Consider the following 21,910-nt stretch of genomic DNA (forward strand, 5'->3'; position numbering starts at 1 on the left):
TAGCTCTGTACCCTGGTTTCTCCTCGTGAGCTGAGCGGTAAGCCAAATAACAATCTGGTAACGATGATTAACAGCTGAAAGCAAATCCGGTAAAGCGCAGTCTTAAGCATAAGGCGCTAAGGAGACCGTAAATGGCTGATACAAAGGCAAAACTCACCCTAAATGGTGATGATGCTATTGAACTGGATGTGCTAAAAGGCACGCTCGGTCAGGATGTTATTGATATCCGTACGCTGGGTTCCAAAGGGGTATTCACCTTTGACCCTGGATTCACCTCCACCGCATCTTGCGAATCCAAAATCACCTACATTGACGGTGACGAAGGTATCCTGCTCCATCGCGGCTTCCCCATCGATCAGTTAGCCACCGAATCCAACTATCTGGAAGTGTGCTACATCCTGCTGAACGGCGAAAAACCGACGCAGGCCCAGTACGATGAATTTAAAACCACCGTGACCCGTCACACCATGATCCATGAGCAGATTACCCGTCTGTTCCATGCGTTCCGTCGTGACTCTCATCCGATGGCGGTCATGTGCGGTATTACCGGTGCGCTGGCGGCGTTCTACCACGATTCTCTGGACGTGAATAACCCACGTCACCGTGATATCGCGGCGTTCCGTCTGCTGTCTAAAATGCCTACCATGGCGGCGATGTGTTACAAATACTCTATCGGTCAGCCGTTTGTGTACCCACGCAACGACCTCTCCTACGCGGGTAACTTCCTGCGTATGATGTTCTCCACGCCGTGCGAAGAGTACGAAGTGAACCCGGTGCTGGAACGCGCGATGGACCGTATTCTGATCCTGCACGCTGACCACGAACAAAACGCCTCGACCTCTACCGTCCGTACCGCGGGCTCTTCCGGCGCGAACCCGTTCGCCTGTATCGCTGCGGGCATCGCCTCCCTGTGGGGACCGGCGCACGGCGGCGCGAACGAAGCGGCACTGAAGATGCTGGAAGAGATCAGCTCCGTTGAGCACATTCCTGAGTTCGTGCGCCGCGCGAAAGACAAGAATGACTCCTTCCGTCTGATGGGCTTCGGTCACCGTGTTTACAAAAACTACGACCCGCGCGCGACCGTCATGCGTGAGACCTGCCACGAAGTGCTGAAAGAGCTGGGCACCAAAGATGATCTGCTGGAAGTGGCGATGGAGCTGGAACACATCGCGCTGAACGACCCGTACTTCATTGAGAAGAAACTCTACCCGAACGTCGATTTCTACTCTGGCATTATTCTGAAAGCGATGGGCATTCCGTCTTCCATGTTCACCGTAATCTTCGCCATGGCCCGTACCGTGGGCTGGATTGCGCACTGGAACGAAATGCACAGCGAAGGCATGAAAATCGCGCGTCCTCGTCAGCTGTATACCGGCTACGAGCAGCGTGATTTCAAATCAGATATTAAACGTTAATTCGTTACATCTGCAAAAACGCGCCCAAGGGCGCGTTTTTTTAGTTTAAATTGTATTTGAACCCCACTCGCAGCTGATATTCACTTTTTGTATCATCTCCATCTTTATATTCATCAAGATAGCCAAGTTCAAAGAAGGGATAAAACCGTGGCGTAGTATGGAAATTAAAAACAACGTTGTGCTGTAAGGTGTGGTTTTTACCATTGGCATACACGAATTTATCAGAGTGCGTTTTACTGTAATACGTTGGGTTATATTGCACCCAAAAGTCTGGAGTAAAATATTTTGTCAGATAAATATCCACGCGATGCTCCGACGAATCATCCCACTCACCCTGACGTGTTTCACTGTCATGATTCTGATGATTGTAGCGATAGCGCAGTACCGCCCCCAACGTTGGATCAAAATGGTAACCAATGCCAATGTAGGGATCGATGCGTGACCCTGCCGATTCCCAATGAAAAACGGTTCCTGGTTCCAGCCAGAACTGGCTGGCACCTAGCGAGAAGGGCTTATTGAACTCCGCTTCCTGGTAACTGCTTTTCCACTGATCCATGTGCTTACCTAAATCGGCATCGGTTTCAAAACTCCAGTACATGCTTTTCAGGATGCTGTCAGGATCCTGAACAACGCCTGTTAACATCAACCGTTGTAAAAAACTTTCACTGGCGGTGCGGTATTGCGTACGCGGGGCAAAGAACACCGTAGTATACGGTGTCGCTTTTACCTGCGCAGCAGTAATAGTATTATTATTTTCTGCACACACACCCAGTGAAGAAAACGTTATTGCAGCGAATATAATTACGCTTTTTCCTTTCATTATATTATCCTTGCCATTACAGAGATAAGCGCTCCCCTGCCTGATTAAAGACATAATTTAGAGAACAGGGAGAGCGAGATATTACCAGTAACTATTCCATGACGACGTTGCCCGCGCGATGGCTTCCATCAGGAAATAATCTCCCCAGGCACAGCATTCATTTACGCCAACGTTACCTTTAAAATGATAAACAGAATGGTTGAGAAGTCCTTCCCCCTGCTGATGCGTCAGATTGAGATAGCGATCGATCATGCTTTCAATGATTTTTAACCCTAGTGCCTCATAGCTTTCACGATCAGGATGAGTCACCGGTAGCTGTTTCACCAGCTCCAACAGTGCACAAGCGAGAATGGCGCTGGCAGAACTGTCTCGCTCGCTATTCGGGTCGGTTAACGCCAAATCCCAATAGCAAATTAGATCGTCCGGCAGCCGGTTGATAAAGTAGTTCGCCAGGGTCTGGCTCAGCGCCAGCAGCTTTTTATCACCGGTGTAGAGATAATTAAGCAGAAAACCATACACGCCCCAGGCCTGCCCGCGCGACCAGCAGGAATCATCAGAGAACCCCTGATGGGTATTGCCAAACCGTGGCTCACCGGTTCTGACATCCATATAGTACGTATGGAATGTAGAACCATCTTCACGAACGATATAGCGTCGGGCCTGTTCAATATGCCTTTTCGCCGCTTCAGCATAGCGTGGCTCCCCGGTGGCAAGGCTGGCCTGATATAACAGCGGCAAATTCATATTGCAGTCGATGATCATTCTTCCCTGCTGCTCAGGGTTATCCAGCTCTCCCCACGCCTGAATAATGCCGCAGCGGTGATGGTAGCGCTCCATTAACAATTCAGCAGCCTGTAGGGCGATGTATTTTGCCTCTCTGTCGCCCGTCAGTTTGCTGCCTGCGATACAGGAAAGACTGTATAAGAACCCCAGATCGTGGTGGTTAGTACAATCTCGTTTGGCAATCCGCTCGCCAAATGAGCGGACGTGCTGTTCGGCTAATGTGCGATAGCTCGCTTCCCCGGTCCACTCCCAGGCGAGCCACAGCTGCCCGGTCCAGAAACCGGTCGTCCATTCCTGATTATCAATCACCGGATACTGACCGTTACGGCAGGCCGCATCGGGAAAGCGCTGTCCGAACCAGGTCATGTTCCGTTCAACCGCGCTGGCGATAAGCGGCATGGCATCACGGATTTTCGTTGCAATCGCCGCGCGCTCACCATGGCGAAGCATAACAGGGACAATCGGTTCCTTACGTATATTCTCAGACATCATTCTCTCGTTCTCGTTGCTTCAGTGAAGGGCTTCCTGACCCGGTGACGGAAGGTCCGGGACCTTTTTATGCTGGTAACACGCGGAGAGGGTAAAAGCAGAAATCCCCGTAAACACCAGTGCTATCAGCCCCATAACCAGATAGGTGTGTTCAAACCCAATTGTCTGGTAGGCATAGCCGGCCGGAGGCGCAACAACGATTGATCCCACATAGATCATCGCCTGATACCCCAGCAGATACATCGTGGCGTTGACACGCTTATCAAAATGTTCGGCAATGTACTTAAAGACCGAGACCAGAATCAGGGCGATTTCGATCCCGTACAGGGGTTTGATAAGGCAGATAATGACCGGATCGTTTGTCAGCCCGGAAACAATTAATCGCAGGCTGATCACCAGTCCGGTGAGCAATAACCCCTGTTTTGCTCCAATGCGATTTATGAGGGCAGGCACTAACATCATGCCGAAAAACTCCGTCGCAGATTGCGTTGTACTCATATAACCAAACATGGCATTCCCCTCTTCTTTTGTGCTGAAGAAGGTGACGAAGTAGCGTGAAAACTGTTGTTCAGCGATAAACATCATCCATGCCACGCCGGCGATGTAGAGCGCAAAGGTCCAGAATTTTTTGTTACGTAGCAGGTTATATACATCGCCAATCACAATTTTTTCTTTCGACAGAACGTTATTCTCTTCCTGACCGAAATGATCGACTTTGAGCGTCAGCAGCACCGCAAGCATGCACAGTGCGGAAGCGCTACTGATAACAAAGTTAATTTTTGGCGAGATGTTATAGAGGTAACCGGAAAATGAGGAGGCCGACGCCCATCCCAGTGCGGCCCACATGCGGATACGGCCAAACTCCATATCGTATAAACGGCTGAAACGATCGACATAAGACTCTTCGGCCGCAACGCCTGCGTACCATCCAAGACTGAAAAACAAGGCGCCGACGATCATGCCGCTGACAAAATGAGTCTCCAGCAGCGGCAGATAGCACCAGATAAAAAAGGGAGCCATCATTGCTGAAACGGCGCAGACAAAGTAAAGCAGATGTTTTTTCATGCCCATTTTGTCCATGATATAGCCATAAATAGGCTTAAAAATGACAGCAAAAACGCCGTTAACGGCGAACACGGTGCCAATTTCTATGCCATCAAGTCCGGCTTTATCCCCCAGCCAGATGGCATAAAGCCCAAAACTTGCAGCCCAGGTAAAGGTAAACAGAAAAACGAAGAGGCTTAGTTTGATATAAGCCGAACGTGTTGATTGAACAGGGTTCATGGTTATCTTTCTCCGCACGCACGCCAGGTGCGCCAGCTATTGTATGTGTAGGGTTTTCGTGTTCAGCGTGAGAACCTGGCTCAGGCGATCGAAGGCCAGCGTCATCGGTGGCGGCAGGACAGAGGCCATCGTGGCCGTTACGGCACACGCCAGCCAGTGCGTACCGGGTTCAAGCACGGCGCCCAGGCAGGGGATCTCGCCCGGTGCAGCATGGAGAATGTGGCTGTTGGGAGGCGTCGTGACGGTCAGCGCGTGACGCTCGCAGAGCAGATCCACAATCTGGCTACACCCGGACAAGGTGTTCAGGGCTACCTCATGAGAAGCTTTACTTGTTTCCGCGAGTAAATGACGATTGATGGCGAATCCACCCTCGACGCTGTCGAGCGCGCGCTGGGTTTCAACCCGGTGGAGTCGGATGTGCCCCTGTTGATGCGGGATAAGCCAGGTCGTGACAAATACATCCGGCCAGGGTTGCCAGGTGCTGCGGAGCCAGGCGTCAGTCATGTCGACAGAGGTGCACTCGCGACGTCCGCGCCAGTAGTTGTCCTGCTCACTGAATATCAGCATCGAATCGCATGCCGCATGATTCAGGGCGTCATTTCCCCGCGTAAGCGTGAATCCAAAATGGCTGGAATAGGCAAACTTGCTGTATTTCGCCTCGAAATTGACGAAGTTATTACGATCGTACTGACCCGACATCAGCATCCATGCGTGCCGGTTTTCGTCGGCATGTACGATGATTTGCCCGGCCTCTTTTATCTGATGAATATTTTCCCGCGCTGGCAGCGGTGCGGCCTCAGCCTGCCAGAACGGGCTATCATCCGGTAATGCAAGAATCAATAATGTTTTGCATGCCCACCAGGGTGAGCACGGGCTATTGTAATCTTCCGTCATCACCAGGTTCGGATAGGTATAACCCAGGGTAAATAAGCCGTCATTATCCATAAAGGGCTGCGCCATCCACCAGTCAAGATGGCGAAGGATCAGGCCTTTGACGACCCCTGGCGAGAAAACATCCAGCCCGGTATAGGCCACTGCGCTCCAGAATGCGGCCTGCACAAAGCGGTAGGTCAAGCTACGGCCAAAGGGGATGGCATTGCCGTCGCAGGTGAAATAGTGGAGGTAGTCGCCCGCGAACTGATGCGCCCGCTGGCGATAACAGAGACAACGCGACGGATCGACATCCTGCATAAAGTGGCTATACAACAGGCTGTAAAAATGAAAACCGCTGGAAATGTAGTAATCGCGTGGCTTTCCGGCGCCGTCGGAATACCATCCGTTACCCAGCCAGAAGGGTTCAACCGCGTTCAGATGCTTATCAATCACCATCATATCGTAATGGCGCCCTACCCGTTTCAGTCCAACCTGAACCAGGACCGGGAAAAAATGCCAGTTATTATCGGGGATGGTTATTTCGGCACTCTGGCGCAGCCAGCGTTCCAGATTGTCCTGTTCAGTAGCCGAAAGCGCCTGCCAGATCCCGGTGTCAGGTAGCGCCAGCGCCAGGCCAAACGCCGCCATTTCGACACAGCGCTGGTCGTTGTCAGACAGATCGCCCCAGTAGTCTGGATGCTGAGGGTCGCAACCACTACGGATGCCCTGTAAAAATATTTCCCTATACCCTTCCGCTTCGCCGCCGCTCAACAGCGGCGCAAGCGCCCATATCAGGCGTGCAAAGCCCTCAATACCCGCGATATCGTCTGTATAGTGAGCTGCCGTTTCCCCAATGTGCAAACGGGTATTTTCCCGGGTCAGATGGGGCACAGCAGCGGCAATCCAACCCTCTGCGAGTTGGCAATAATCGTTCTTTACCTGCATAATGAAACCTCGTTTCATTTGATGATTCGGGGCATCATAAGGAGTCAGAGACGCAGACAAATGTGATAATTGTCGTATTTTCAAACAGCGCAGTTTATTGAGAACAATATTGGCTGGAATTTTGGCGGTAAAATTTGGTTAAGATGATAAAAGTTTAAGTTTGTTCACATCCTCTCCGAGGCAGCCAGGGGCTACCATGCAGCGTTCCGAAGACAACAGTTATCTGGAACATATCAATCTCACAGACAGGTCGATCTACTTTAACCGCATGAAAGATATGCCAGCGAATTACTATCATTGGCATCAATGTGTGGAAATTTTATCGGTGTCCCAGGGGGTTGGGATCGCGTTGATGGAGCATCAGCAATATACCGTTAAACCCGGGCGGATCTTTATTTTCCCACCGGGGAAACTTCACAAAGTTTACGTCGAGCAGGACGCACGCAATATCTACCACCGCACGACGCTGCACTTTAACGGCTCAGTGATTGACCACTATCTGCGTGATTTCCCCCGTCAGCAAAAACTGCTTCGCCAGTTGTGTGGTCGCGGAGAAAAAGCCCGGGTCTTTGATGTGCACGATGTACAACCCGTCATTGAGAACGTACTGGATCGCTTTGAAGCCCTGATGAAAAGTGAAACATTCAGCATCAGTGACAGCGCATTTCTGGTGATGCAGTTGATCAGCCTGTTACCCTGGCAGGAGCAGGCTACCGGGCAGAATACCTTTTCGGCGAATATTATCCGCTGGCTCGAAACCCGCTTTCATCAGCGCTGTACGCTGGAAGAGATCGCCAGAGCCATGGGTTGTTCCCGAGGACATGCATCCCGCCGGTTCCACGATGAAACCGGCGGGACGATTCAGGAATATTTGACGATGAGGCGCATCCGCCAGGCGTGCGAATTATTACTGCACAGCAATGCTACGGTACGGGAGATTGCCGCACAGGTTGGCTTCTCCGAATACGCCTGGTTTATAACCTGCTTTCGTAAAAATATGGGGAAAACGCCCCTACAGTATCGCAAGACCTACGCTACACCATGACGTCATCTCTGACAGTTCGGACACCAGTAAAACGGCCTGGAAGAGATCGTCGCCTTCTCAATCACCCCGCCGCACCGCTCACACTTTTTACCCGCCCGATGAAACACCTTGAAGCGGAACAGCGCCCCGTGATGCTTGTTCTCATCCACCACGCCGCGCGTGTTGTACGACAGCCGTGGAATATCCAGTAACGCGTGCGACAGCGCCTCCAGCTGTTCATCGCTCAGCTGCGACGCTTTGTGCTGCGGCGCCAGCCCCACTTCCCAGAGGATCTCCACCCGCAGGTAGTTTCCCAGCCCCGCCAGAAATGCCTGATCGAGCAACAGCCCGGAAAACTGCCGGTTGCGGAATGTGGAGGATAACAACCGGGCTTTCACATCGCTTGCCGTCAGACGCATGTCGAGCACGTCCGGCCCGACCCGCTGTAAGAACGGATGCGTCAGCAGCTGCTCCAGCGTTAACATTTCGATATCAGAGGCGCTGTAAAGCAGGATCGCCTTATCCGCCGTTTGTAGCCGCACGCGCAGCACGCGGGTCGTTTGCGGCTGCTCGTCCGCCTCCACCACCCGCCAGACACCGTAAAGCTGATTATGGCTGTATAACGTCAGGTTATGGGAAAAGTGGGTGAGTAACGCCTTGCCGCGCGTTTCAATGTGGGTCACCGTCTGCCCCACCAGCTGCGATTCAAACGGCTTGAGTTGAGGAAAGGCAAACCAGACGTGTGTCAGAGGTTTGCCCTTTATCGCCGCCTCCAGGCTATCCGCCGCGCGGCGGATCTCCGGACCTTCTGGCATGTTATTGTCCTTTCATGATTATTCTGCGCTGACAACAATGCCCTCTGCCGAGAACGCCGCCCGCAGGCGTCGCGCAAACTGGAGCGCATGCTCGCCGTCACCGTGTAAGCACACCGTATCAGCCTGAACGTTTGCCGTTGTCCCCTCCGTTGAGGTTACTCGCCCGAAGCGCACCATCTCCAGCGTCTGCGCCAGTGCTTTACCTTCGTCGGTGATCAGCGCACCGGCCTGCGTACGCGGAACCAGGCTACCGTCCGGCAGGTATCCCCGATCGGCAAACACTTCCTGCCGCGTCGTCAGCCCCAGCCGCTCTCCGGCACGGATAAGCTCGCTGCCCGCCAGGCCTACCAGAATCAGTTGCGGATTACAGTCCCGCACCGCACGGGCAATGGCATCCGCCAGCGCCGGATCTTTCGCCGCCTGGTTATAGAGCATGCCGTGCGGCTTGACGTGGCGCAACACGCCATTCTCAGCGCGCACTATCGCCTCCAGCGCGCCGATCTGGTAGAGCATTTGCGCGTAAACCGTCTCAGGCGGCAGATCCATCGCTGTGCGACCAAAGTTTTCCCGGTCGGGAAAGCTGGGGTGAGCGCCAATCGCCACACCGTTTTTCATGGCATTGCGCACGCTCGCCAGCATGGTCTGCGCATCGCCGGCATGAAACCCGCAGGCGATATTCACCGAGGAGACCAGCGTCATCAGCGCCGCATCGGCGTTGCTGCCCTCCCCCAGATCGGCGTTTAAATCAATCTTTACCATCGAGCCTCCACGCCAGCTGTTCGAGATAACGCTGCTGATCCTGCCGGGCTTTCAGCGCCTCCTCCAGCGAACACTGCACAAAATGAATGGGCTGACCGAGAGGAATTTGCGCCAGATGGTAGCGATCCGCTTCGATAATGCAGGCAATACGCGGATATCCCCCCGTGGTTTGCGCATCGTTCATCAGTACGATGGGTTGCCCGTTGCCCGGCACCTGAATCACCCCGGGCAACAGACCATGGGAAAGCAGCTCCCGGTCAGTCGTGCGGGTCAGCGGCTGCCCCTGAAGCCGGTAACCCATGCGGTTACTCTGCGGGCTGATCTTCCACGGCGAGCGCCAGAAAGACTCTTTCGCGGCTTCATCAAACTCATGGTATTCCGGTCCTGGTAAGGCGCGGATCACGTTCCCCCACAGCAGCTGTTTCACGCCCTGCGTGGTGGTGAAATGGCGCGTTGAGGTCTTTATTCGCAGACGATCGCCGTCACGCAGCAGCCGTCCTTCATGGCCGCCCATTCCCGCTTTCTGGTCGGTGCTGGATGAGCCCAACACCTCCGGCACGTCGATCCCCCCCGCCACCGCAAGATAGCTGCGCACGCCGTGCAGAGGACGCTTGAGCGTCAGACGCTGCCCGGCCTTCGCCCGCAGGCGCCAGCCGGTCCACACCGCTTTGCCGTCCAGCGTCGCGTCACAGCCCGCGCCGGTTAAGGCAAACCAGGTTTCCTGACCAAACTCAATCACGCACTGACCCAGCGTAATTTCTAACGCCGCCGTGCTGCCTGCGTTACCTACCAGCAGGTTGGCAATCTCCAGCGAAGGGCGATCGAGCGCACCGCAGTAGCTCACGCCCGACTGACGCAGCCCAAAACGCCCGGCATCCTGTACCGAGGTGTAAAGCCCTGCGCGAATAAGCGTTAACATACCCCCTCCTTCTGCGGGATAAAGCGCAGGGTATCCCCCGGACGCAGGAGTATGGGCGCGTCCTGGCCTGGTTCAAATAACGGCGTGGACGTGTGCCCAATCAGCTGCCAGCCTCCCGGTGAGGCGAGCGGATAAATTCCCGTTTGCTCGCCACCAATCGCCACGCTGCCCGCCGGTACGCTCAGGCGCGGCTCAGCCCGGCGCGGCGTATGCAGCTGGGGCGATAACTCGCCCAGATAGGGGAAACCCGGCTGAAATCCCAAAAACCAGACAACATAGTCGACTGAGCTATGCAGCTCCACAACCTGCTTCTCCGTTAATCCACAGTGTTCGGCCACCACGCCAAGGTCGGGGCCTCCCTTGCCGCCATAGACAACCGGGATCTCAATCGTCCGCGATTCCGGCTCCAGCGCCTCGCTCTCCTCCCACCAGCGTTGCAGACGCTCAATGGCATCCAGCGCCCCCGTGTGCGGATCACGCAGCACCACGGTGATATTATTCATACCCGGAATAGCTTCAACCACGCCGGGTAGCTCGGGCAGTCGCTGAGCCAGACGCCAGATACGCTTTTGCGTAGCAAGCGTCACCGGAGGCTCAAGCTCCAGAACTACCGCGGTTTCACCCAGAAGATAACAACGCGCTCGCTGCACTTAACTACCTCTCATCAGGCCGGATTAGGGATATCAATAAACGTCACATCCAGATCGGTATTTTCCGTCAGCCACTCGCTGAGGGCGCGGATGCCGCCACGCTCGGTGGCGTGATGGCCCGCCGCGTAAAAATGCAGGCCTTGTTCACGGGCTGAGTGAATGGTCTGCTCGGAGACTTCGCCGGTAATGAAGGCGTCGACACCAAAACGCGCCGCGCTGTCAATAAAGCCCTGGCCGCCGCCGGTGCACCATGCCACGCGCTTCACGGTATCCGGCCCGGTGTCGCCGCACCACAGCGGACGACGCCCCAGCCGCGCTTCGATCCACGAAGCCAGCTCCAGACCCGGAACCGGCATCGACAGTTCGCCCCACGGCACCAGAGGTTCAATTTCACCCATCACGGTAATCCCCAGCAGCTGCGCAAGCTGAACGTTATTTCCCAGTTCAGGATGCGCATCGAGCGGCAGGTGATAGCCGTACAGATTGATGTCATTCGCCAGCAGCGTTTTAAGTCGGTTGCGCTTCATGCCGCGAATAATCGGTGATTCGTTTTTCCAGAAATAACCGTGGTGGACAATCACCGCATCGGCTTCCTGACGCACCGCCTCATCCAGCAGCGCCTGGCTTGCCGTTACGCCGGTGATGATTTTTTGCACCGCCTCGCGCCCCTCCACCTGCAAGCCATTCGGGCCGTAGTCGCTAAACGAAGCCGTGTTGAGTTTTTCGTTAATCAGGCGTTCCAGTTCACTGTTTTTCATCATCATTCTCTCAAACTTTTCGGGCGGCTTCGTACGCCGCCAGCGTGGCGACGCGCGCCTGTTTATGGTCGACAATGGGACGGGGATAGTTCAGGGTAACACGCTGTTTATCCGCCCATACCCAGGGTTCATGAATGGCTTTGGCCGGGACATCCTTAAGCTCCGGCAGCCAGCGACGGATAAACTCGCCGTCGGCGTCAAATCGTTGTCCCTGCGTGGTCGGATTGAAGATCCGAAAATAGGGAGCCGCATCCGTTCCGGTGGAGGCCGCCCACTGCCAGCCGCCGTTATTCGCCGCCAGATCGCCATCGATCAGCTGAGAGATAAAATAACGCTCTCCGGTTCGCCAGTCGATAAGCAGATCCTTCACCAGGAAGCTGGCGGTAATCATACGCAGACGGTTATGCATCCACCCGGTTTCATTGAGCTGCCGCATAGCCGCATCAACAATCGGGAAGCCGGTGAGCCCACGCTGCCATGCTTTAAGCAGCTTCTCATTCGACTGCCACTGTACCTGTTCGGTCCAGCGAATAAAGGGCCGATGTTTACACAAATCAGGATGATACGTCATCAGATGGCGATAAAACTCACGCCAGATCAGTTCGTTCAGCCACACTGCGCCCGCACCCCCGTCTAAGGCCTGAGGCTGTTCCGCCAGCAGGCGATGTAAACACTGGCGCGGAGAGAGCGCGCCCAGCGCTAAACAGGCCGACAAGCGGCTGGTGCCTTCAGTCGCTGGAAAATCCCGACGCGCCTCGTACTCCGCCGCCCCCTGCGTGCAGAACTGACGCAACCGGGCGATAGCCGCTTTCTCGCTGGCGGGGAATACTGTTTCATCGAACGACTGCTGAGGATAATTCAGCCTGATCTCAGGCAGATCCGTTATCGTTTCCCCTCTCACGGCCGGGGCGGTAACGCACTCAGGCAGCCCCTCTTTCAGGCGTTTGATAAAGGCATTTTTAAACGGCGTGAAAACTTTATACATCTCGTGACTGCCGGTCATTACGCTGCCCGGCGCGAGCATCACGCTGTCATCAAAGCCTTCACAGACCACGCCCGCAAGGGTTTTCTCCAGCTGACGATCCCGCTGTTGCTCGTTGAATTCATACTGATAGTTGTAATAAAGATGTGTTACTGCGTGCTGCTGGCAGATTGCCTGCACCGTCTGGCGCTGCGCGGCAAAATCATGGGCCTCTTTATAGATCAGCGGAATGCCTTTTTCGGCCAGTGAATGTTGCAGGTCATTCAGATACGCGCTGAGTAGTGCCGCTTGCCGGGGCGCCATGTCATGCTGCCGCCACTGTTCAGGCGTGGCGATAAACAGGGCCAGCACATTCGCGTCTTTCGCGCGGCAGGCCGCCGCGAGAGCGAAGTTGTCGTGAATGCGTAAATCCGCGCGAAACCAAACCAGATGGGTGGGCATAAAACTCCTGGCAATTGTCCATTATGTCCGTAAGGGCATGCCGTAAAAGGAAAAAGGCATGCATTGAACTACTTTGCCATGAAGTGTAGACGGGATGAAATAAAAAAGGCCGCCCGAGGCGGCCTTAACGCTACTTGTCCTGCGCTATCAGGGTAAAGGCAATAAACACATCCGGTTTATCACTCTTTACAACGAGTGCGCTGGCGACAATGAACGCGATGCATAAATAGCGTTTCACTATGCGGTCCCTGCTGCTAACCGCTCCACCTATCACCACCGGTGATAAATCGGTGGACACAAGCTCTGTGTGGAGCCTGACTCACGGTTGTGGTAACACCTTTCCCGGGACCGGTGCCCATTTGCGAGATGGCGGAAAGGGACGCTGCATAGTAGGCATCACGTGAGCAAAGCGTCATCCATTGAACCTGTTTTTAAGAATTTATTTAGGAGTGAAGCGTTTGCTTATTAAACCAGCAGAAGTATGCTTGTAAGCCTCTGTGTGAGAGCTTGAAAACCACCCAACGGACCGCGAATCCCTAGGGACAAAAAAACCGCCACATTGCTGTAGGCGGTTTTTTTTATGGCTACGATGTCACACCGTATCAGTAGAAATCGCAGGTCGCTTTCTCGGCCTGATCCATCCACACCGGCTTCTCGCTGGTTTTCGCCCAGACGCGGTGCAGGTAACTGTAGAAACGTGCGCGATCTTTCCAGAACAGCATCACCGGCAGGGCCAACACGCCAGCCACTACGGCGAAAGTGCGACGCATGAAAATGATATGAGCCGGAAACTCTTTATAAAGATCCATAATTTTCTCCCCTGTAGTTGGCCGGAAACCGTCTCCGGAAAATGTGAAATCTGTGACCTGGTTAAAATAATACCGCTTTGTTTGTAATTTTACTACTCATCCGACCACTTATTTTCATTCATTTCGTGAATATTTACATTCCCGCCTGTAATTAAGTTACAAAAAAGTTAACGATTTACTTACCAATAGTTAAAATGTGGTCTTTCCCTTTTTATACTTTTTTTACACCTGCCCTTCTGATTTTTGCGAAATCTTTGCGCCATAAATCCTACCGTTTGTACAACAACAAAAGTCACCCGGAGGTGGATTGTGAGTGCAGGTCTGATTGCCGGCATCGTGCTGGTGTTCCTGTTATTGGGTTATCTGATTTATGCCCTGATTAATGCGGAGGCATTCTGATGGCTGCTCAGGCGTTTTTGCTTATTGCCAGCTTTTTACTGGTGCTGTTTGTGCTCGCCAGGCCGCTGGGAACAGCGCTGGCGCGTCTGATAAACAACGTGCCATTGCCGGGCACGCGAAATATTGAAAACGTGCTCTGGCGCATTTCAGGTATCAGCGACCGGGAAATGAACTGGCGCCAGTACCTGATGGCGATACTGCTTCTGAATATCCTGGGGCTTATTGCCCTCTTTACGCTGCTGATGCTCCAGGGCAGTCTGCCGTTGAACCCGCAGCAATTACCGGGTTTATCCTGGCATCTGGCGCTGAACACGGCGGTCAGCTTTGTCACCAACACCAACTGGCAGTCTTACGCTGGTGAAACCACGCTCAGCTACTTCAGCCAGATGGCCGGGTTAACCGTGCAAAACTTTCTTTCTGCGGCCAGCGGTATCGCGGTGATCTTCGCCCTGACGCGCGCGTTTGCCCGTCAGAATGTCAGCACCCTCGGCAACGCCTGGGTTGATGTCACGCGCATCACCCTTTGGATCCTGGTGCCTGTTGCGCTGATTATTGCCCTGTTCTTTATTCAGCAAGGCACTCTGCAAAACCTGCTGCCTTATACCCCTTACACCTCGCTTGAAGGGGCCAGGGAACTCCTTCCTATGGGGCCGGTGGCGTCGCAGGAAGCGATCAAGATGCTGGGCACCAACGGCGGCGGCTTCTTCAACGCCAACTCATCGCATCCGTTTGAAAACCCAACGGCATTAACCAATTTTGTACAGATGCTGGCGATCTTCCTGATCCCCGCCGCGCTCTGCTTCGCCTTTGGCGATGTGGTTAACGATCGCCGCCAGGGACGTACGCTGCTGTGGGCGATGTCGTTGATCTTCGTGGTCTGCGTAGCACTGGTGATGTGGGCCGAATGGAACGGCAACAGCCACTTCATGCAGCTGGGGGCTAACAGCAATATCAACCTGGAAGGCAAAGAGAGCCGCTTCGGCATTCTTGCCAGCAGCCTCTATGCGGTGGTCACCACGGCGGCCTCCTGCGGGGCAGTGAACGCCATGCACGACTCTTTTACCGCGCTCGGCGGCATGATCCCGATGTGGCTGATGCAGATTGGCGAGGTAGTTTTCGGTGGGGTCGGTTCGGGGCTGTACGGCATGCTGTTGTTCGTTCTGCTCGCCGTGTTTATCGCCGGGCTAATGATCGGTCGCACGCCGGAGTATCTCGGCAAAAAAATCGACGTCCGCGAAATGAAATTAACCGCGCTGGCAATTCTGGTCACCCCCACCCTTGTGCTGCTCGGTACCGCGCTGGCGCTGATGACCGACGCCGGGCGCAACGGCATCTTTAACACGGGCATTCACGGCTTTAGCGAAGTGCTTTACGCCGTTTCGTCTGCCGCCAACAACAACGGCAGCGCCTTTGCAGGATTAAGCGCCAACTCGCCGTTCTGGAACTGTTTGCTGGCGTTCTGCATGTTCATCGGACGTTTCGGCGTGATTATTCCCGTCATGGCGATCGCTGGAACACTGGTGAATAAGAAGATCCAGCCGACCACCACCGGTACGTTACCGACTCACGGCGCGCTGTTCGTCGGCCTGCTGATTGGCACCGTTTTGCTGGTGGGTGCCCTGACCTTTATCCCCGCCCTCGCGTTAGGCCCGGTTGCGGAATATCTCTCTTTACGCTGATTTTGCGGAGAATTTGTCATGAGTCGTAAACAACTGGCCCTGCTCGAACCGACGTTAGTTCGTCAGGCCCTCATGGATGCGGTAAAAAAACTGAGCCCGCGCGTGCAGTGGCACAACCCGGTGATGTTTATTGTCTGGACTGGAAGTTTACTCACCACCGCACTGGCGATTGCCATGGGAACGGGACAGCTTTCAGGGAATGCAACCTTTACCGGCGCCATCAGCCTGTGGCTGTGGTTTACCGTGCTGTTCGCCAACTTTGCCGAAGCGCTGGCGGAAGGCCGCAGTAAGGCGCAGGCCAACAGCCTGAAAGGGGTAAAAAAAACCGCCTTTGCGCGCAAATTACGCGAACCTAAATACGGCGCGCAGATGGACCACGTTCCGGCGGATGAACTGCGCAAAGGTGACGTGGTGCTGGTGGAAGCTGGCGACATCATCCCCTGCGACGGTGAGGTGATCGAGGGCGGCGCGTCGGTAGACGAAAGCGCCATTACCGGGGAATCCGCACCGGTGATCCGTGAGTCGGGCGGAGATTTCGCCTCAGTTACCGGCGGAACGCGCATTCTTTCCGACTGGCTGGTGATCCAGTGCAGCGTTAACCCGGGCGAAACCTTTCTCGACCGGATGATCGCCATGGTGGAAGGCGCACAGCGTCGTAAAACGCCGAACGAGATCGCCCTGACCATTCTGCTGGTGGCGCTCACCATTGTCTTCCTGCTGGCAACGGCGACCCTGTGGCCCTTCTCCGCCTACGGCGGTACAGCGGTTAGCATCACCGTACTGATCGCCCTGCTCGTCTGTCTGATCCCCACCACTATCGGCGGCCTGCTTTCCGCGATTGGCGTGGCGGGGATGAGCCGGATGCTGGGCGCGAACGTCATCGCCACCAGCGGACGCGCCGTTGAAGCGGCGGGTGACGTAGACGTGCTGCTGCTGGATAAAACCGGGACCATCACCCTGGGCAATCGCCAGGCCTCTGACTTTCTACCTGCTCCCGGCGTGGATGAAAAAACGCTGGCTGACGCGGCGCAGCTTTCCTCGCTGGCCGATGAAACGCCGGAAGGCCGCAGTATCGTGATCCTCGCCAAGCAGCGCTTTAACCTGCGCCAGCGCGACGTTCAGAGCCTGCACGCCACGTTCGTGCCCTTTACGGCGCAAACCCGAATGAGCGGAATTAACATTCAGGACCGGATGATCCGTAAAGGGTCCGTTGATGCCATTCGCCGTCATATTGAAGCCAATAATGGACACTTCCCCCCGGAAGTCGACAACCTGGTGGAAAGCGTGGCGCGTCAGGGAGCAACCCCGCTGGTGGTGGCGGAAGGTGCAAGCGTTCTGGGGGTTATCGCCCTGAAGGATATCGTTAAAGGCGGTATTAAAGAGCGTTTCGCCCAGATGCGTAAGATGGGCATTAAAACAGTGATGATCACCGGGGATAACCGTCTGACTGCGGCGGCCATTGCCGCCGAAGCGGGCGTGGATGATTTCCTTTCCGAAGCGACGCCGGAAGCGAAGCTGGCACTCATTCGCCAGTATCAGGCGGAAGGCCGTCTGGTGGCGATGACCGGCGACGGCACCAACGACGCCCCAGCGCTGGCGCAGGCCGACGTGGCGGTGGCGATGAACTCCGGTACCCAGGCGGCAAAAGAGGCGGGCAACATGGTGGATCTCGACTCGAACCCGACCAAGCTGATCGAAGTGGTACATATCGGGAAGCAGATGCTGATGACGCGCGGCTCGCTGACCACGTTCAGTATCGCCAACGACGTGGCGAAGTATTTCGCCATCATTCCGGCGGCTTTTGCGGCAACCTACCCGCAGTTGAATGCCCTGAACGTGATGCACCTGCACTCTCCGGCCTCGGCCATTTTGAGCGCGGTGATCTTCAACGCGCTGATTATTGTCTTTCTTATTCCGTTGGCGCTGAAAGGGGTGAGCTATAAGCCGCTGACGGCCGCCGCCATGCTGCGCCGTAACCTGTGGATTTACGGTCTGGGTGGGCTGGTGGTGCCCTTTATTGGGATCAAGGTTATCGACATGCTGTTAACGCTGTTCGGGCTGGTTTAAAAGGTGGATCCAATGACGATGTTACGTCCCGCTATACTGTTGTTTATTCTGCTGTCTCTGATTACCGGCGGGCTTTACCCGCTGATGACTACCGCGCTGGGCCAGTGGTGGTTTAAAGATCAGGCCAACGGCTCGCTGATTATCCAGAACGGTGAAAACCGCGGCTCGCGTCTGATTGGGCAGAACTTTACGGACCCGCGCTACTTCCAGGGACGCCCTTCCGCCACTGCGGAAAGCCCGTATAATCCAATGGCCTCCGGCGGCAGCAATCTGGCTGGCAGTAATCCTGACCTGGACAAAGCCGTTGCTGAACGCGTTGCCGCCCTGCGCGCCGCGAATCCGCAGGCCAGCCGTGAGGTGCCGGTTGAGCTGATCACCGCTTCCGCGAGCGGGCTGGATTACAGCCTGACGCCGGATGCGGTGGTGTGGCAGATCCCACGCGTGGCAGCCGCCCGTCAGCTGACCGTCGAGCAGGTGAGCCAGCTGGTCGCAGAACATACGCAAAAGCCGCTGGTCAGCTTCATCGGCATGCCGATAGTGAACATTGTTGAGCTGAATCTGGCGCTGGACGCGCTAAGGAAGAACTAAATGACCGACGAGCCCATGCGCCCGGATCCGGACAGGCTGCTTGAACAGACGGCTGAAGCCCACCGCGGCAAGCTGAAAATTTTCTTCGGCGCCTGCGCGGGCGTCGGGAAAACCTTCGCCATGCTGACGGAAGCCCAGCGGCTTCGGGCGCAGGGGCTTGATATTCTCATCGGCGTGGTGGAAACCCACGGTCGCAAAGAGACGGCTGCGCTGCTGACGGGGCTGGCGACGCAGCCGCCCCAGCGTATCAGCCATCGCGGGCGGCTGGTCACGGAGTTTGATCTTGATGCCGCCCTCGCCCGCCGCCCTGCCCTGATCCTGATGGACGAACTGGCGCACAGCAATGCGCCAGGCTCCCGCCATCCGAAGCGCTGGCAGGATGTTGAGGAGCTGCTTGAGGCAGGCATTGACGTCTTCACCACGGTGAATGTTCAGCATCTGGAAAGCCTGAACGACGTAGTGAGCGGCGTAACCGGTATCCAGGTGCGGGAAACCGTCCCCGATCCGTTTTTTGATTCTGCCGATGAAGTCGTACTGGTTGACCTGCCGCCGGACGATCTGCGCCAGCGCCTGCACGAAGGCAAAGTGTATATTGCCGGCCAGGCCGAACGCGCCATCGAACATTTTTTCCGCAAAGGAAACCTGATTGCCCTGCGCGAGCTGGCCCTGCGCCGCACCGCCGATCGCGTTGATGACCAGATGCGCGCCTGGCGAGACCTACAGGGACAAGAGCGCGTCTGGCACACGCGGGACGCCATTCTGTTATGCATTGGTCACGGCAGCGGCAACGAAAAACTGGTTCGCACCGCCGCCCGGCTGGCAGCGAAATTTGGCAGCGTCTGGCACGCGGTCTACGTCGAAACGCCGCAGCTGCATGGTCTGCCAGAAAATCAGCGTCGCGCCATTTTGAGCGCGCTGCGGCTGGCGCAGGAGCTGGGTGCCGAAACCGCCACCCTTTCCGAACCGCAGGAAGATAAAGCCATTCTGCGCTACGCGCGCGAGCACAACCTGGGCAAGATTGTCATTGGACGTCGACAGCATCGCCGCTGGTTTAGCCGCGAATCTTTTGCCGACAGGCTGGCCCGCCGCGCGCCGGATCTTGATTTAGTCATCGTCGCGCTGGATGACAAGCCCGCCCCTCTGCCCAACCGTACGCCGGACGCTCGCACCTTTGGCGATAAATGGCGCATTCAGATCCGGGGTTGCCTGGTGGCAGTAGTCCTTTGCGCCCTGATTACGGTGATTGCCAGCCAGTGGCTCATCGCCTTCGACGCCGCCAATCTGGTCATGATTTATCTGCTCGGCGTCGTTGTGGTCGCGCTCTTTTATGGCCGCTGGCCGTCGGTGCTGGCAACGGTGATCAACGTCATCAGCTTCGACCTTTTTTTTATCGCTCCGCGCGGGACGCTTGCTGTCTCGGACGTGCAGTACATTCTGACCTTTGCCGTGATGCTTACCGTCGGGCTGGTGATCGGGAATCTGACGGCAGGCGTACGCTACCAGGCACGCATTGCCCGCTATCGCGAGCAGCGCACGCGCCATCTGTATGAAATGTCAAAATCGCTGGCGGTTGGCCGCACGCAGCGAGATATCGTGCAGACCAGCGAGCAGTTTATTCGTTCGACCTTTCATGCCAGTAACCTGATTTTGCTCCCCGACGAACAGGGGCGCCTTCGCCCGCTGACCTCCCCTTCGGGGATGACGCCCTGGGATGAAGCGATTGCCCGCTGGAGTTTCGATAAGGGGTTACCTGCCGGCGCCGGCACCGACACGCTGCCCGGCGTGCCTTACCAGATCCTGCCGCTGCGCAGCGCGGATAAAAATCACGGGCTGGTCATCGTCGAGCCGTCTAACCTGCGTCAGCTGATGATCCCAGAGCAGCAGCGCCTGCTGGAAACCTTCACCCTGCTGGTCGCCAGCGCCCTTGAACGGCTGGCGCTCACCGCCAGCGAAGAGCAGGCGCGGCTGGCAAGCGAGCGCGAAAGTATTCGCAATTCGCTGCTGGCAGCGCTGTCTCACGATTTGCGCACCCCGCTTACCGTGCTGTTTGGCCAGTCCGAAATTCTGACGCTGGATCTGGCGGCGGAAGGATCAAAGCACGCGATGCAGGCCAGCGAAATTCGCCAGCACGTGCTGAATACCACGCGCCTGGTGAACAACCTGCTGGACATGGCGCGCATTCAGTCCGGCGGGTTTAACCTCAAAAAAGAGTGGCTCACCCTTGAGGAGGTTGTCGGCAGTGCGCTGAAGATGCTGGAGCCGGGTCTCGGCGGGCGCCATATTGAGCTGGACATGCCGGAACCCCTGACGTTAATCCATGTGGATGGCCCGCTGTTTGAGCGCGTGCTGATTAATCTGCTGGAAAACGCGGCTAAATACGCCGGGACAAAGGCCCGGCTGGGGATTGCTGCCAGGGTGGATAAACGTGTGCTGCGGCTCGACGTCTGGGATAACGGGCCGGGTATTCCGGCCGGTCAGGAGCGCGCCATATTCGAAAAATTTGCGCGCGGTAATAAGGAATCCGCCATTCCGGGCGTTGGGCTGGGTCTGGCGATCTGCCAGGCGATTGTCGACGTGCATGGTGGCACCATTTCCGCAGAGAACCGCCCGGAAGGTGGGGCACGCTTTTGTGTTACACTTCCTCTTGAAACCCCACCAGAACTTGATGAATTACCAGAGGATTTGTGATTAACGTTCTGATTGTTGAAGATGAGCTCGCTATCAGCCGATTTCTGCGTACCGCGCTGGAAGGCGACGGCTTGCGCGTGCATGAAGCCGGTACGCTTCAACGGGGGTTAATTGAAGCCGCCACCCGCAAGCCAGATCTGGTGATCCTGGATCTGGGACTTCCGGATGGCGACGGCATCGATTTTATTCGTGAGGTGCGTCAGTGGAGCCAGATGCCCATTCTGGTGCTCTCTGCCCGCACCGAAGAGACGGATAAAATCGCCGCGCTGGATGCCGGAGCGGATGATTATCTGATCAAACCGTTTGGCATTGGCGAGTTACAGGCCCGGCTTCGTGTGGCGCTGCGTCGACACAGTGCCACGTCCCCTTCTGATCCGGTGTACGCCTTTGGCGATATCCGCGTCGATCTTGCCGCCCGCCGCATCGTGCGAGGGGAAGAAGAGATCCACCTTACGCCTATCGAATTTCGGCTGCTGGCCGTGCTGCTCAATAACCACGGAAAAGTGTTAACGCAGCGACAGCTGTTAAGCCAGGTCTGGGGACCGAATGCTGTCGAGCATAGTCACTATTTACGCATTTATATGGGACACCTTCGCCAGAAACTTGAAGCCGATCCCGCGCGTCCTCGTCATTTATTAACAGAAACCGGTATCGGATATCGGTTTATGATCTGAATAAGTATTCACTTTAATTTTAAATAAAAAACATACCAGCCTTAATAAA

The 21,910-nt window shown here is 55.7% G+C and carries 19 protein-coding genes; 8 read left to right on the top strand and 11 right to left on the bottom strand.

Annotation, left to right across the window (positions count from 1 at the left end):
* Window positions 1-131 precede the first annotated feature (131 nt).
* Window positions 132-1,415 (top strand): citrate synthase, encoded by a 1,284-nt coding sequence (locus tag INF61_RS07915; RefSeq protein ID WP_006809584.1) that lies wholly within the window; start codon window positions 132-134, stop codon window positions 1,413-1,415.
* Between the two features lie 40 nt (window positions 1,416-1,455).
* Here INF61_RS07915 and INF61_RS07920 read toward each other — a convergent pair whose 3' ends face one another.
* The 4 genes from INF61_RS07920 to INF61_RS07935 all read right to left on the bottom strand — a co-directional run bounded on the left by INF61_RS07920 (window position 1,456) and on the right by INF61_RS07935 (window position 6,609).
* The gene (locus tag INF61_RS07920) at window positions 1,456-2,235 is read right to left on the bottom strand and encodes an oligogalacturonate-specific porin KdgM family protein (protein WP_193547674.1); all 780 of its coding nucleotides are present in this window, start codon (window positions 2,233-2,235) and stop codon (window positions 1,456-1,458) included.
* A gap of 81 nt (window positions 2,236-2,316) precedes the next feature.
* The gene (locus INF61_RS07925) at window positions 2,317-3,507 is read right to left on the bottom strand and encodes a glycoside hydrolase family 88 protein (protein WP_058688884.1); all 1,191 of its coding nucleotides are present in this window, start codon (window positions 3,505-3,507) and stop codon (window positions 2,317-2,319) included.
* Between the two features lie 21 nt (window positions 3,508-3,528).
* Entirely contained in the window at window positions 3,529-4,791 is a 1,263-nt protein-coding gene (locus INF61_RS07930) for an oligosaccharide MFS transporter (protein ID WP_058688880.1), read from the bottom strand.
* Between the two features lie 36 nt (window positions 4,792-4,827).
* Window positions 4,828-6,609 carry a DUF2264 domain-containing protein gene (locus tag INF61_RS07935; RefSeq protein ID WP_193547675.1) on the bottom strand — a complete coding sequence of 594 codons (1,782 nt, stop codon included), beginning with the start codon at window positions 6,607-6,609 and terminating at the stop codon, window positions 4,828-4,830.
* A gap of 196 nt (window positions 6,610-6,805) precedes the next feature.
* Here INF61_RS07935 and INF61_RS07940 point away from each other — a divergent pair, with 196 nt between their 5' ends.
* Window positions 6,806-7,654, top strand: coding sequence for an AraC family transcriptional regulator (locus INF61_RS07940; protein WP_023296132.1), 849 nt, complete (start codon window positions 6,806-6,808; stop codon window positions 7,652-7,654).
* 2 nt (window positions 7,655-7,656) lie between these two features.
* On the opposite strand, the gene nei is transcribed toward INF61_RS07940, so the two are convergent.
* The 7 genes from nei to INF61_RS07975 form a co-directional block, all read right to left on the bottom strand.
* Window positions 7,657-8,448, bottom strand: coding sequence for an endonuclease VIII (nei, locus tag INF61_RS07945; protein ID WP_193547676.1), 792 nt, complete (start codon window positions 8,446-8,448; stop codon window positions 7,657-7,659).
* Between the two features lie 18 nt (window positions 8,449-8,466).
* Window positions 8,467-9,207 carry a 5-oxoprolinase subunit PxpA gene (gene pxpA, locus INF61_RS07950; protein ID WP_045907115.1) on the bottom strand — a complete coding sequence of 247 codons (741 nt, stop codon included), beginning with the start codon at window positions 9,205-9,207 and terminating at the stop codon, window positions 8,467-8,469.
* A complete protein-coding gene (pxpC, locus tag INF61_RS07955) occupies window positions 9,194-10,126 on the bottom strand; it encodes a 5-oxoprolinase subunit PxpC (protein WP_015571116.1) in 933 nt (310 codons plus the stop codon). Before pxpC ends, pxpA begins: the two co-directional genes overlap by 14 nt.
* Complete coding sequence (gene pxpB, locus INF61_RS07960; protein WP_045907116.1) at window positions 10,120-10,776, bottom strand: 5-oxoprolinase subunit PxpB; 657 nt, start codon at window positions 10,774-10,776, stop codon at window positions 10,120-10,122. Before pxpB ends, pxpC begins: the two co-directional genes overlap by 7 nt.
* A gap of 14 nt (window positions 10,777-10,790) precedes the next feature.
* The gene (locus INF61_RS07965; protein ID WP_026094364.1) at window positions 10,791-11,534 is read right to left on the bottom strand and encodes a type 2 GTP cyclohydrolase I; all 744 of its coding nucleotides are present in this window, start codon (window positions 11,532-11,534) and stop codon (window positions 10,791-10,793) included.
* A 10-nt stretch (window positions 11,535-11,544) separates the two neighbouring features.
* Window positions 11,545-12,957: a deoxyribodipyrimidine photo-lyase gene (phrB, locus tag INF61_RS07970; RefSeq protein WP_017694142.1), complete on the bottom strand. Its 1,413-nt coding sequence runs from the start codon at window positions 12,955-12,957 to the stop codon at window positions 11,545-11,547.
* Window positions 12,958-13,559: 602 nt separating this feature from the next.
* Window positions 13,560-13,766, bottom strand: coding sequence for a YbfA family protein (locus INF61_RS07975; RefSeq protein WP_003858637.1), 207 nt, complete (start codon window positions 13,764-13,766; stop codon window positions 13,560-13,562).
* Between the two features lie 309 nt (window positions 13,767-14,075).
* Between INF61_RS07975 and kdpF the strand changes: the two genes are divergently transcribed.
* The 6 genes from kdpF to kdpE are packed head-to-tail and all read left to right on the top strand — an operon-like array spanning window position 14,076 to window position 21,861.
* Window positions 14,076-14,165, top strand: coding sequence for a K(+)-transporting ATPase subunit F (kdpF, locus tag INF61_RS07980; protein ID WP_003858638.1), 90 nt, complete (start codon window positions 14,076-14,078; stop codon window positions 14,163-14,165).
* The gene (kdpA, locus tag INF61_RS07985) at window positions 14,165-15,844 is read left to right on the top strand and encodes a potassium-transporting ATPase subunit KdpA (protein WP_017384977.1); all 1,680 of its coding nucleotides are present in this window, start codon (window positions 14,165-14,167) and stop codon (window positions 15,842-15,844) included. The genes kdpF and kdpA overlap by 1 nt, the downstream gene beginning before the upstream one ends.
* An 18-nt stretch (window positions 15,845-15,862) precedes the next feature.
* Entirely contained in the window at window positions 15,863-17,911 is a 2,049-nt protein-coding gene (kdpB, locus tag INF61_RS07990) for a potassium-transporting ATPase subunit KdpB (RefSeq protein ID WP_017384978.1), read from the top strand.
* A gap of 12 nt (window positions 17,912-17,923) precedes the next feature.
* Window positions 17,924-18,499 carry a potassium-transporting ATPase subunit KdpC gene (gene kdpC, locus INF61_RS07995; protein ID WP_032652982.1) on the top strand — a complete coding sequence of 192 codons (576 nt, stop codon included), beginning with the start codon at window positions 17,924-17,926 and terminating at the stop codon, window positions 18,497-18,499.
* Window positions 18,500-21,187 (top strand): two-component system sensor histidine kinase KdpD, encoded by a 2,688-nt coding sequence (gene kdpD, locus INF61_RS08000; protein ID WP_015571120.1) that lies wholly within the window; start codon window positions 18,500-18,502, stop codon window positions 21,185-21,187. It begins immediately after the preceding gene.
* Window positions 21,184-21,861, top strand: a complete 678-nt coding sequence (gene kdpE, locus INF61_RS08005) for a two-component system response regulator KdpE (RefSeq protein ID WP_003858643.1) — start codon at window positions 21,184-21,186, stop codon at window positions 21,859-21,861. Before kdpD ends, kdpE begins: the two co-directional genes overlap by 4 nt.
* Window positions 21,862-21,910: the final 49 nt, after the last annotated feature.

The organism is Enterobacter cloacae complex sp. P18RS (assembly GCF_014982105.1).
Classification (GTDB): domain Bacteria; phylum Pseudomonadota; class Gammaproteobacteria; order Enterobacterales; family Enterobacteriaceae; genus Enterobacter; species Enterobacter hormaechei_C.